This is a genomic window from Taibaiella soli, assembly GCF_003236175.1.
GTDB lineage: Bacteria > Bacteroidota > Bacteroidia > Chitinophagales > Chitinophagaceae > QKTW01.
The window spans coordinates 57,141-69,848 of the sequence record NZ_QKTW01000020.1 but is presented as its reverse complement, the minus strand read 5'-3'; the positions used below and the strand labels follow the sequence as shown (position 1 = coordinate 69,848).

Below are 12,708 nucleotides of genomic sequence, written 5' to 3'. Positions count from 1 at the left end.
TTATCTTCGTTCAAACCATTAATTTCTAAATCATAAACGAATGCCTTATTTATTCACATCAGAGTCCGTTTCAGAAGGACATCCTGACAAGGTAGCGGATCAGATATCTGATGCATTAGTAGATAATTTCCTTGCTTGGGACCCCGAGTCTAAAATTGCTTGTGAAACCCTGGTAACAACAGGACAAGTAGTACTGGCTGGTGAAGTAAAGTCAAATACGTACATCGATGTTCAAAGCATTGCTCGTGATGTAATCTCTAAAATTGGTTATACAAAGAGCGAATACATGTTTGAAGCAAAATCATGTGGCGTTCTTTCTGCGATTCACGAACAATCTCCAGACATCAACCAGGGTGTTGACAAAAAGAAAAAAGAAGATCAGGGTGCAGGCGATCAGGGCATGATGTTTGGCTATGCGTCAAACGAAACCGCTCATTACATGCCGATGGCACTGGATCTCGCTCACATCCTCCTCCGCGAACTGAGCGCTATCCGCAATGAAGGCAAACAGATGAAATATCTGCGCCCGGATGCGAAAAGCCAGGTTACACTAGAGTATGGCGATGACAACAAGCCTACACGCATCGACACGATCGTAATTTCTACACAGCACGATGATTTCGCTGACGAAAAAGCGATGCAGGAGCGTATTAAAAAAGACGTTCTGGCAACGCTGATTCCTCGCGTGATCAAAGGAAATCCACAGTATAAAAAATTCTTCAACGACGCCATCAAATATCACATCAACCCAACTGGTAAATTTGTGATTGGTGGTCCACACGGTGATACAGGTCTTACAGGCCGTAAAATTATCGTAGATACTTACGGTGGTAAAGGTGCGCACGGTGGTGGTGCTTTCTCTGGTAAAGATCCGAGCAAAGTAGACCGCTCTGCTGCATATGCTACACGTCACATCGCTAAAAACCTCGTGGCGGCTGGTGTTTGTGAAGAAGTACTCGTACAGGTTTCTTATGCAATCGGTGTTGCTGAGCCAATGGGTATCTATGTAAACACTTATGGTAGCGCGAAAGTAGATATGAACGATGGCGAAATCGCTAAAATTGTATCTTCTGTATTTGATATGCGTCCTTACTTCATCGAGCAACGCCTGAAACTGCGTCAACCGATGTACAGCGAATGTGCTGCTTATGGCCACATGGGTCGTGAACCACAGGTTGTAACAAAATCGTTCAAATCTGCTGACGGCAAATCTAAAAACGTAAAAGTGGAGCTTTTCACCTGGGAAAAACTCGATCACGTTGCTAAAGTGAAAAAAGCTTTCAAAATCAAATAAGCATTTTTCTTACAATATAAAAACCCGCAGTCTAAACACTGCGGGTTTTTCATTTTTAATTCAAAATGTCGCTGCTTCGCGGAAAAACAATTATAGCTAACTTCGCGTACGATCAGTGATCCATATCAGCCAAATGCTGTACGCTATTGTAGATATTGAAACGACGGGGAGCTATGCATTGGGTAATGGCATAACCGAAATCGCCATTGTCATCCACGACGGCGAACGCGTATTGCATGTCTACGAAACGCTGGTTAATCCGCAAAGACATATTCCGCTTTTCATACAGTCACTTACTGGTATTTCCAACGAAATGGTTGTAAATGCTCCTACGTTTGATGAAATTGCAGCACAGGTTTACGAACTGCTGCAAAACAAAATCTTTGTTGCGCACAATGTCAACTTTGACTATTCCTTCGTAAAGCATCACCTTTCAGAAGCCGGCTACGAGCTGAATTTACGTAAGCTATGTACGGTTCGTCTGGCCCGTAAAATTGTACCGGGACTGAAGCATTACAATCTTGGCAAACTTTGTCATCATCTGGAGATTAATCACAACAATCATCACCGTGCCGGCGGCGACGCTTTGGCAACGTCTGATCTGTTTGCCTATCTGGTAGCAAGAGACAGCGAGGAAGTGATTGCATCAATGCTGAAAGGCCGCAATAGCGAACAATATCTGCCGCCTAACGTACCTATCGAGCAGTTAGATAGTTTACCGCCGTCACCAGGTGTTTATTATTTCTACGATGTACGCGGCAAGATCATTTATGTAGGCAAGGCTTTAAACCTGAAAAAGCGCGTTAAAAGCCATTTCTCCAACAATAAAGCAGGCAAGCAAAAACAGGATTTTCTGCGTGATATTTATCGCATCAGCTTTAAACCATGTGCAACGGAACTGATGGCGCACATTTTGGAGAGCGTTGAAATCCGGAAGTTATGGCCGTTGCATAACCGTAGCCAGAAAGGCTATTTGCCACAGTTTGGTCTTTTTGCTTATGAAGATCAGCTCGGCTATATGCGCCTGGCTATCGAAAAAAACAAGAATCATTTCAAGCCACTATATACATTCAACACCATTATTGAAGGACACCATTGGTTGCGCCAGATGATTACAGAATTTGAGCTCTGCCCTCGCCTTTGTAATATGGCTAAAAGTGCCGACTGCGAAAATGGAATTGATGCCACAGGCTGCACAGGAACCTGTGGCGCCAATATTGATCCTGCGTTTTATAACGAACGCGTGAAGGATGCTGTCAACTGGATTCAGACACACCTGCCTACTTTCATTTTGCTTGACCAAGGTTTGACGGCAGAAGAACAAAGTTGTATCCTTATCCGCAACGGTAATATCTACGGCATGGGCTACATCAAAGAAGAGCGTCTGCTCAACGACCTCGACAAACTGCAGGCTGAATTGGAACCTTTACAGGACAACGATTACATACGTAACCTCGTCTATAAACATGCTGCAGAGTATCCGGAGAAATGTATTTCTTTTAACCTGGACGCTAGAAACTAGCTTACTTCTTTTCTTCTACCGGCTGATTGAGCGTCGTTTTCTTTTCCAGTCTTTCTCTGTTGTGGCTAATTAATCCGCTAAGCATTTTCTGACAGGCAACGATATCAACAATAAGGCTATCCTTAACGTCCTGTTTCAGATTGCCCAGATCGTGCGCGATGCAAATCTGAGTATCTAACTGGAAAAGTAAATTTCTGGCTTCAGTTAAAAACTGGAGCTTTTCCCTGGTCATAAATCCCCAACAACCCTTTGCAATATTACAAGGGACGAAAATGACGGAACGTCGCATTTCTTCTGCAATCCCGTAACCCTGCGCGTCAGGAAATGCTTTTGTAATTTCATAAATGCGGACAACAAGCGCCTTCGTTTTTTGCCAAACGTTTAAATCTTTGTATTCATTCATGTTTGATACTGAGCAAGAACCGTACCAAATTTTAAAATCTGACCTCGAGCGTATAACCTCAACTATTATTGCGCGAGCCAATATTTTCGCAACAACCACTCTCCGGCGGCAAATGCAAGAATCAAAAAGAAAAACCATTTCCAGTCTACTAATGGAACAGCTTCCGTATTGGTGCGAATGAGCGGATGAATACTTTTATTCGCAGTAATGCTGTCGTATAAAGAAGCCAGTTGTGTACGCGGAACAAATGCGCCATTATATTTTCTTGCAAGTGTATACAGCAATGGATAATCCGCACCGGTTTGCATTAATTCCAGCGGAATGCTCTCCACCACAAAGCTGCCAGCGGCAGTGTAGGTTTTATCGTTATACTTAGTCTGTGCCAGATAAGTATAGGAACCTCCGGCATGCACACCAATATTTAAACGATAAGCATTTCCCGAACGCTCAAAAGCTAGTTGCTGTTTGCGACCAGCACTATCTGTTATTGTAATTTGCACATCAGCGGTATTTACCTGCTCGTTGTTTGCATTGAGCAAATAAGCATTCAGTATAACTGCTTCCTGATCACTCCAGACATATTTTGGCAATTCAACGTGAAAAGGCCGTTCACTCGTATTAGCTGCCAGCAACGAAACCGTTTGCCGGATACATTCATCAATTACTTCGTGACGATTAAAATTTTTGTACTCATAAAGACGCCAGCGCCAGATACCCTCGCCCATCAGCAATGCAACAGAAGGGCTTCCTGAATGAACCATCCATAACGGTGTTGTCCCAGCGCGCTGCGTCAATAATACGGCAGCATCCGGTGACGGTTTTATTTCACCCACCGGTACACTTAAAGGCGGCATTTTATCAAAAACAGCTGCAATATCAGAAGGCAGCGTGAACCCGTTAAAGGAAGCGTTATACGCGGGCAATGCATCGCGCTGCGCTACAGCATTTACATTAAGCGTTGCAGTCTTTTGAAGTTGATTGATCGCATTAGTATTCGATTGCGGTCCCAGAATATACCATACGGGCTTCTTCGACTGCAATAGTTGCTGTGGCAGATTTCCTCCGCCAGATGGCAACCCATGCAAAATGATCACCTGATAATCGTTCAGTGAGGCAGGTAAATTATCAATCGTACGGATCGTTACTTTGTATGTTTCAATTCCTTCAAGCGCTTCGCGCAAAGCATTTACATCCGGATGCGGTGATGCTGTAGCAATGAGTATGTTTTTCTTTTCATCAACTACTTCTACGAATAAATCGCGACGGTTGTTGGCCACGTTTTGTTCGCCATCTGCTGGTGGTAATGAAATATTGTAATGATGTAAACCAGGCTTATCAGCTTTCACCGAAAAAGAAACAGAACGATCGGACTGATCGGAGTTAAAAGACACGGGACTAGTTGCCAGTGTCCCTGCACCTGTTTCCTGCAAGCTTACATTATTGCTATAACCGTTGCAACGCGTTGCGATCAGATCAGCACGGACTTCGAACTGGCTATTGAGTGCAACTGTTTTATTGGCGTAAACCTGCCCAATACGGATGTCTTTTGCAGCAGCGCTATCACCGATTGCAACAGTATACAAACCCGCATTTAAAGCCAGCGGTTGAAACTGCGGATGGGCACCCTGATTAAATCGACCATCGGTAGCAAGAATGATCGCGCCCAGGTTTTGCCGCCCGTAAAATTCCTGAGCACGCTGTAAAGCCGCGGCGATATCTGTAGCAGGAAGATTGTATTGAAACAGGCTGTCTTCGCGCGTTGTAGCACCAAAGCCCCATTTTACCACGTGATATTTGTCGGAAAGCTTTTGGAGCAAGGCTTCCATGTCTTTGTGATAAGCGGCCGTATCTGATTTTAAAGCTTCGGCAATAGAACGTGAATTATCCTGCAAAAGCAATACAACAGGCTGCTCGGTTTCATTTTTATGAATATTAAGCGTAGGAATCAGCAGCAGCAAAGCGGTTAAAAATACAACCAAAGAACGCAACAAGGCGGTCAGCCAAGGATATGGAACAGCACGACGTTTATCGGCCCTGTAAACCCAATAACCCGCACCTAACGAAAGGAGTATAGCTAATAACCAGTAGATCCACTGCATGTATACGCAATATAGTATTTGCGATTGAATATTTGTGATTAAGCTAAAAGCGTAAAACCTAAAGCTTAAAACTGTGTCATAAGGAACAACACAATTAAACAGTGCGATCTTTCAAAAACGCCGGTTCATAGCCACTATCAATGAAATGTATGGAACGCAACCTGCAAAAAGATAAGCTGGGGCGAGCTCCTGGCGTTTGTAGACAAGGCAGACCAGAACAAATATGGTTGCCTAATAGCAGCACTGTCGATGAAACGTGCGACGCAACTCAGGCCCAATCGAAGCTGTAACGTTGGTTGCAAAATAGTTTCCGTCATTATCAGACGGCTGTCAATTTGTTTAATAATGGCGTATCTTTCCAATCCTAAAGATTTTTCTGCTACAATATGGTAATGCACGAGGTGAAAACGGAAACAGACAAAAGTATGTTTCTGCAGATAGCTATAGATATTTACAGAAATGACCCGAACTGGATCCGTCCGCTGGATAAGGATATTGAAGAAGTATTCGACCCGGCTAAGAATAAGTTTTTCAAACAAGGTGAATGTACGCGCTGGATCTTAAAAGATGTGTACGGACAAATGCTCGGCCGTGTTGCGGCGTTTGTGAACAAGAAATATAAGAACAAGGGTGACGATGGCCCTGTAGGTGGCATTGGTTTTTTTGAATGCATCAATCGCCAGGACGCCGCAAATTTCATGTTTGACTACTGTAAAAAATGGTTGCGGGAACGTGGGATGGAAGCGATGGATGGCCCGATCAATTTCGGTGAACGCGAGCGCTGGTGGGGATTGCAGGTGGAAGGATTTCAGCCACCGCTGTATTGTATGAACTACAATCCGCCATACTATAAGCAATTGATGGAAAACTACGGGTTTCAACCGTACTTCCACCAGATCTGTTTTGCGATGAAGGTGCAAAGCCGTCCACAGGATAAATTCTACCAACGTCATGATGAGATCTCTAAAGACCCAGACTTTTCTGCACGTCATATCCGTAAAGTGGAACTTGAAAAATTTGCTAAAGATTTTACCATCGTTTACAATAAAGCATGGGCGAAACATGCGGGCGGCAAAGAGCTGGAAGAACGCGTCGTGCAAAAGATGTTCAAGACGATGAAACCCGTCATGGACGAGCATCTCATATGGTTTGCCTATTATAAAGAAGACCCGGTTGCAATGTGGGTAAACCTGCCGGATCTCAACCAGTTTTTTAAACACATGGGTGGCAAATTCGGTCTGTTCCAAAAACTATATTTCCTCTGGCTGAAGAAATTTGGTAAATGCTCCCGCTTCCTGGGGCTTGTCTTTGGAGTGGTGCCTGAATTTCAGGGCAAAGGCGTAGATGCTTACATTATTATAGAAGGTGCCAAAGTCATGCAGTCGACTGCGAAATATGAAGATTATGAAATGCAGTGGATTGGGGATTTTAACCCAAAAATGATCAATATTGCGGAAAGCCTTGGCACGACACGTAGTCGCAAGCTCACTACTTACCGCTACAATTTCGACAGAGAGAAAGAATTTAAACGCCACCCAATGCTGGGTTAGAAACGACTTTCATACAATTGGAAATGGCTGCCCTACGGAGGCAGCCATTTTTATGCAACACAAATTATCGCTGATAATTTTCCTTAAATCTGCAGATAGCATTCTTAATGCATCTGTCTTCCGGAATTAAATATTTAAGACAGTTATTCGAAAACAACTTTTGCCGTTGCACGATTATCGTCACTCGCAGCCTTTATGATGTACATACCTGCGGGCAATGAACCACGTTCCAATGTAAGATCGTTACTTCCTTCATGGAGCACCAATGTTTTGTTGATTACTGTCTGGCCTTGCAGGTTTAAAACCTGAAGACTGATTTCGCCAGCCTTAGCGCCGTCAAAATGTAACTGAACTTTATCGAAAGCAGGATTTGGACTTAACTGCATCGACAATGGTGCCCCTGCGGTATTTTCTATAGAACCAAGTGCTGCGGTACCCAAAGAAGAAATCTTTATAGAAGAAGTTAGATCGTTAAAATTATAGGAAAGAAGACATGTATTGCTGAGTGTTAAAGTTAAAGGAACTCCCGAAAAGTCTGCGTCAGAATACAAAGTGACGGTATACCCATTCATAATTTTTAAAGAAGACAATGCGTCATTACCGATTCCATCCGCAATTAAATCACTCATATTATAGCTACCCGGCTGTAGCGAAACGGAAGTCCCGCCATAGTTACAATCAGTATAAAAAATCGCCGCTGTGACCGGAGTTGCCGCAATACTCATCACAGAGATTTCTGCCACATTACCAAAACCACCATCAGGACTCATGTAGCGCACATATCTCGCAGGCACACCATTAGGATCAACACTTACAATGTAGTAGTCCTGAAAACTAAGCGGACTGTTTGGAATCTGGTAAATCGTAGTCGGGTTCGTAAATGCAGCGTCTGTGCTTATCTGAAACTTACCTCCATACATGCGGTCTTCATAACCCTGACGTGGTGTGAATTTAATGTAGCTAATATTTTGAGTGGTACTCAAATCAAGTCCTACCCATTGACCATTGCCCGTAGGCGCATCAAAAAATGTATTGACATTACCATCAAAAGCACTGGACTTTGTCGCATAGGGATTATTGTTCCACGAACCGGCACTACCAATTACAGTACCTGTTAACAGTGTAATTATTCTATTTGTGGCCTGCGTACTTACAAAAGATGTATTTACAGAACTGGCAGCACTCATCACCGTAATTTCTGCTACATTACCGAAACCAACATCAGGGCTCAGATAACGCACATATCTTGCGGATACGCCATTAGGATCAACACTTGCAATGTAGTAGTCCTGAAAACTAAGCGGACTGTTTGGAATCTGATAAACAGTAGTCGGATTCGTAAACGCAGCATCTGTGCTTATCTGAAACTTACCACCATACATACGGTCTTCATAACCTTGACGCGGTCTGAATTTAATATAGCTAATGTTTTGAGCGGTACTCAAATCAAGCCCTACCCACTGACCATTGCCTGTAGGCGCATCAAAAAATGTATTGATATTGCCATCAAAAGCACTGGCCTTTGTCGCATTTGGATTATTGTTCCACGAACCGGTACTACCAATCACGGTACCTGTAAGCTGTGCAACCGAGCCACTTGTGGTTTGCGTACTTACAAAAGATGTAGACGTTGCATTCGCATCCGTCATTATCGTAATCTCTGCTACATTACAAGCGCCGCCGCCAGAACCTATATATCGTATATACCTTGCATTGACACCATTGCCGTTAGTACTTCCTACATAATAATCTTTGAATTGAAGCGTATCAAAAGGTACGGCATAAAGGGTAACCGGGTTTGTAAAGCTACTATCACCGCTTATTTGGAAAAGCCCAGCCTGCATGCGGTTTTCATAACTCTGACGTGGTCTGAATTTTATATAACGGATGTTTTTTGTGCTTCCTAAATCAAGCCCCAGCCATTGACCGCTGGGAAGAGCAGCGTCATAGTAAGTATTGACGTCTCCATCAAAACCTTTTTCCTTCACCAGACCCGGATTATTATTCCATGACCCACTGCTACCGATTACTGTACCACTTAGCTTTGCTGCAGTACTTGGCAAAGTCTGAATGCCGGCAAAAGGCAGCGGTTGACTGTTGTAGTTGACGCCATAAATAACATTTAAACCGAGAAAAAAAGTATCGGCAACTGAGGTATATGGAACATAAAAAAAGCCGTTATCGCCCCACCAGGTCCCCCACGAGTTTTGCACTTTTACCAATTGCGTATTATCATCATACCCAACAATGCATACACAGTGATCGAGATTTTTTTTGAAGCTGGTTAGTATTCCTTGCCCATTGAACACAGCATCGGAAATATCAATGGTTGCAGCAATCGGATATCCAAGGTCCAGTGCTTTTTTAATGTCTGTCAAAGAGCTGGAAGTCAGCCATGCATTACCGCCTGTAACACCGCCTCTGCACTGAGCGGCTAATGCATTTTGCGCGCTGTTTGGCTGAGTGGCACAATCAGACTGGTTGTACGGCATCGCATTCCAGGAACAGACACCATCCTTACCTAATAAATTAACTGCAGCATCAACAGATGATCCCGTTCCACAATTCCCTGAGTGAATCTGGTTATAGATATAAGCGGGGCTACGCACAATATCATTTGTGTACGGCACATTTCCCATTGCCTCATCCAGCATGATGCTCATCAATGCTGCAAATCCAAAACCAACACAGCTACCTTGCGCACCCTGATTCATAATAGGTGGAGTTGGTAAAGTAACGCTCCCACTCGCCCCCGTGGTTTTCATCATTGCTCTATTTGTGACCGGCGTATACTTCGCCAATGTGTCCCAATTTACCTTTGGCAATGTGGCCATTTTTTCGTGAGGAATAGGCAGCGCCCCTGTACCATGCCCATTCACAATAGGTGTCTGGGAATTTTGAGCGAATGCGCTTACACCTGTTAACAGGTAAGAAATCAAAATTGATAATCGAATAGTTCTTTTAGACATGAATTCCATTTTTTTCATAAAATCGCCCAACTGAGCAATGCTGAAAACACAAACAGAATGCCAAACAAAAACACAAATAAATGATTACCAGTCAATTAACAATCAAAAAACAAGCAGTATATAAACTAGTTGATTCAATGAGCACTTGACTACCAACAAACTCTGGCAATCAGTATATACAGCGTTTAATTCAATATGTTAGCAACCTTAACAAAAAAAATTTCAAAAAGCAGCTTTACATGGTGAATTTGAGTGAAATGCCGTATCAAAAACCGGCAAGCTTTTACTTTAGATAAAGTAGTTTCTGACTTTTTACACTGTACAAATACATCTTTAAGCAGGGTTGCCCTGTTTAAAATGTCCGATTGGATCAGTTTTATGCCTTATTAGTCCTGCACCAGGCCCATTTCTTGCGGAAATTTGCATGTAATTAATCATATATAAATATGAGACAAACATTCAAAATATCACTGCTACTGGCAACACTTGGTTTATTCAGCAATAAAGCAATTAGTCAAATATCTTTTAATGAACCTTGTACGGGAACTACGGCCAACTCTCTTATCATTGGAGGTAGCGCGTACCTTACCGCAGCTAACAGTATTGATCCTGTGGGTTCTGGTTATCTGCGTCTTACCGATGCAACTGCTAACCAGGCAGGCTATGCATACTTTAATCAGGCATTTCCTTCTACCACAGGCTTTGTGGCCGAATTTGAACTTGCCTGCTGGGGTAAAACAAGCGGTACTCCGGCCGATGGGATTTCTCTTTTTCTTTTTGACGGCTCCTATGGCCCCGGAACTTTTACTATCGGCGGTTATGGTGGCTTTTTGGGATACAATGGCCTGTCGGGTGGCTATGTTGGTGTTGGCTTTGACGAATACGGAGGTTTTTCTTCCTGGGGTGGCGGTCCGGGCTATGTTAGAGAAAGCGTATCAATGCATGGTGCTGCTACCGATGGTTATCCCTATCTTACGGGCACAGCAGTATCCAATACCCCGCTTGGCATACCGTGGTTCGACTATGGTTACGCAGCTACACGGCCTGCACAAAGTGCCTATTTTCTTAAAGGACGAGTCGCCATTATTTATAATAGCCCCCTCGGTAAGTACCAGGTATCCGTTTCTATGCAGGCTAGTCTTAATGGCCCAATGGTGCAGGTAATTGCCCCGTACACAATCAATACGCCTCCACCGGCAACACTTAAAATTGGTGTTGCGGCATCTACTGGTTCTTTTACGGACATACACGAAATTAGAAACGTTGTGGTGAGCTCCCCCGCACAGTTGCGGGTCGTAAAAACAGGTACAACTACTGTATCTCCAGGCGGCACAGTAACCTACAATGTAAATGTCTATAATGAGGATGTAACCGATATTTCGGGTGTAAATTTTACAGACTTGTTGCCTGCTAATTTCAGTCCTTCAGGCAATCCCGTCTTTACGCCCGTAACTGCAGGTAATGCACTCACTGCTGGCAGCTATAACGGCAGTCAATATAATGGCACGCTTACACTCAAAGCAAATAGCTATAGCACATTCACGTTTACCGGTACTGCTAACTTTACTGGTAATACTGACGATTCGTTGAATACAACCGCTTATGTAACGGCGCCTACCGGATTTATTGACGCGAATCAAAACGACGACACTTCAAAAGTTACGACCTATCGTATCCCAATTGCAGCTGCTGCTTCGGAAACCATCTGTGGCAACACGACTCCAACGGGAATACCTGTTGCAGATATAAGCAATACCAAATATACCTGGACTTCCGTGTTGACTTCCGGAACTGTTACCGGACAGGCAAATAATGCTGTCGCCGCACCAGCTATCAATAATACACTGGCTAATAACGGTATCACGCCAGGTGTTGTTACTTATACGATGACTCCGGTAAAGACCTATCAAACACAAACAGGTACACAGAATGCAACAGGTACACCAGTAACATACACGGTAAGTGTCAATCCTCCTCCTGTAGTCAATTCAACAATTGATGTATTGGCAGCAGCACCAAATGTAACACTCACGGCAACGGTAACCGGCCTTGTAGGTTCTATGCAATGGAGAAAAAACAGCATAAACATCGCCGGAGCAACAAACAACACGTACACAATACCTGATTACAGAAAAGCGGTAGATGATGCAGTCTACACGCTAGTAGCTAATAATGCATACAATTGCCCTGCATCTGCACAGGTAAATCTAATAGCACCACTGCCACTGAAGCTAATCACCTTCTTAGGTAACAGAAATAATAATGTGGATAATCTAACCTGGACTACAACAGAAGAAAAAGACCTTCATCATTTTGAAGTAGAACATAGCACAGACGGCAATAACTTCACGGTAATCGGAGTCGTAAATGCTGCGACAGAAGTAACGTTGACGCACAACTATTCTTTTGCTTACAGTACCGGGAGCGTTGCTTACTATCGTTTGAAAATGGTGGACAATAACGATAAATTTTCTTATAGCAACGTGGTAAAACTGAACGGAGAAGGGAACAATACTGCTACCGCACCTGAAATTGCTATTAATCAAGTAACGCCTGTTCCATTTAAGGACAAACTGAACGTTACCGTTAATACAGGGACTGACATAAAAGGAACAATTTCATTAATCGATCTCAGTGGCAAAACCTTAGTCAGCATATCCGCATTCTTCCAAAAAGGTGCTACAGTATATACGATTGATGGTTTGACACAATTGACCAGCGGTATTTACTTAATACGCGTTACTACTAACGAAGGCCATAGCGCTACGCAGAAAATAAGCAAGTAAGACAAACAGAATAAAACAAAACGAGCAACGATTCTTTCGTTGCTCGTTTTGCATATTATCAGTCTGAAACACTGGAATGTAGCCA

7 protein-coding genes are annotated in these 12,708 nt (G+C 43.3%); 4 read left to right on the top strand and 3 right to left on the bottom strand.

What is annotated here, in order from left to right; translation table 11 throughout:
• Positions 1-40 precede the first annotated feature (40 nt).
• On the top strand, positions 41-1,294 hold the full coding sequence (gene metK / locus DN068_RS15375) for a methionine adenosyltransferase (RefSeq protein ID WP_110999825.1): 1,254 nt from the start codon (positions 41-43) through the stop codon (positions 1,292-1,294).
• 133 nt (positions 1,295-1,427) lie between these two features.
• Positions 1,428-2,816: an exonuclease domain-containing protein gene (locus DN068_RS15370; protein ID WP_110999824.1), complete on the top strand. Its 1,389-nt coding sequence runs from the start codon at positions 1,428-1,430 to the stop codon at positions 2,814-2,816.
• Between the two features lies 1 nt (position 2,817).
• Here the strand turns inward: DN068_RS15370 and DN068_RS15365 are convergent, their stop codons facing one another.
• Complete coding sequence (locus tag DN068_RS15365; RefSeq protein ID WP_165836415.1) at positions 2,818-3,219, bottom strand: four helix bundle protein; 402 nt, start codon at positions 3,217-3,219, stop codon at positions 2,818-2,820.
• 65 nt (positions 3,220-3,284) lie between these two features.
• On the bottom strand, positions 3,285-5,318 hold the full coding sequence (locus DN068_RS15360) for a vWA domain-containing protein (protein WP_110999822.1): 2,034 nt from the start codon (positions 5,316-5,318) through the stop codon (positions 3,285-3,287).
• 425 nt (positions 5,319-5,743) lie between these two features.
• On the opposite strand from DN068_RS15360, the gene DN068_RS15355 reads away from it, so the two are divergent.
• The gene (locus DN068_RS15355; protein WP_243630269.1) at positions 5,744-6,868 is read left to right on the top strand and encodes a hypothetical protein; all 1,125 of its coding nucleotides are present in this window, start codon (positions 5,744-5,746) and stop codon (positions 6,866-6,868) included.
• A gap of 143 nt (positions 6,869-7,011) precedes the next feature.
• Here the strand turns inward: DN068_RS15355 and DN068_RS15350 are convergent, their stop codons facing one another.
• Complete coding sequence (locus tag DN068_RS15350) at positions 7,012-9,837, bottom strand: discoidin domain-containing protein (protein WP_165836414.1); 2,826 nt, start codon at positions 9,835-9,837, stop codon at positions 7,012-7,014.
• A gap of 446 nt (positions 9,838-10,283) precedes the next feature.
• Between DN068_RS15350 and DN068_RS15345 the strand changes: the two genes are divergently transcribed.
• Positions 10,284-12,623, top strand: a complete 2,340-nt coding sequence (locus DN068_RS15345) for a T9SS type A sorting domain-containing protein (protein WP_110999819.1) — start codon at positions 10,284-10,286, stop codon at positions 12,621-12,623.
• Positions 12,624-12,708: the final 85 nt, after the last annotated feature.

Bases quoted from the DNA above. Each gene is read 5' to 3' on its own strand.
- DN068_RS15355 (WP_243630269.1), top strand. From the start codon at position 5,744: ATGTTTCTGCAGATAGCTATAGATATTTACAGAAATGACCCGAACTGG.
- DN068_RS15360 (WP_110999822.1), bottom strand. From the start codon at position 5,318: ATGCAGTGGATCTACTGGTTATTAGCTATACTCCTTTCGTTAGGTGCG.
- DN068_RS15345 (WP_110999819.1), top strand. From the start codon at position 10,284: ATGAGACAAACATTCAAAATATCACTGCTACTGGCAACACTTGGTTTA.
- DN068_RS15370 (WP_110999824.1), top strand. From the start codon at position 1,428: ATGCTGTACGCTATTGTAGATATTGAAACGACGGGGAGCTATGCATTG.
- DN068_RS15350 (WP_165836414.1), bottom strand. From the start codon at position 9,837: ATGTCTAAAAGAACTATTCGATTATCAATTTTGATTTCTTACCTGTTA.
- metK (WP_110999825.1), top strand. From the start codon at position 41: ATGCCTTATTTATTCACATCAGAGTCCGTTTCAGAAGGACATCCTGAC.
- DN068_RS15365 (WP_165836415.1), bottom strand. From the start codon at position 3,219: ATGAATGAATACAAAGATTTAAACGTTTGGCAAAAAACGAAGGCGCTT.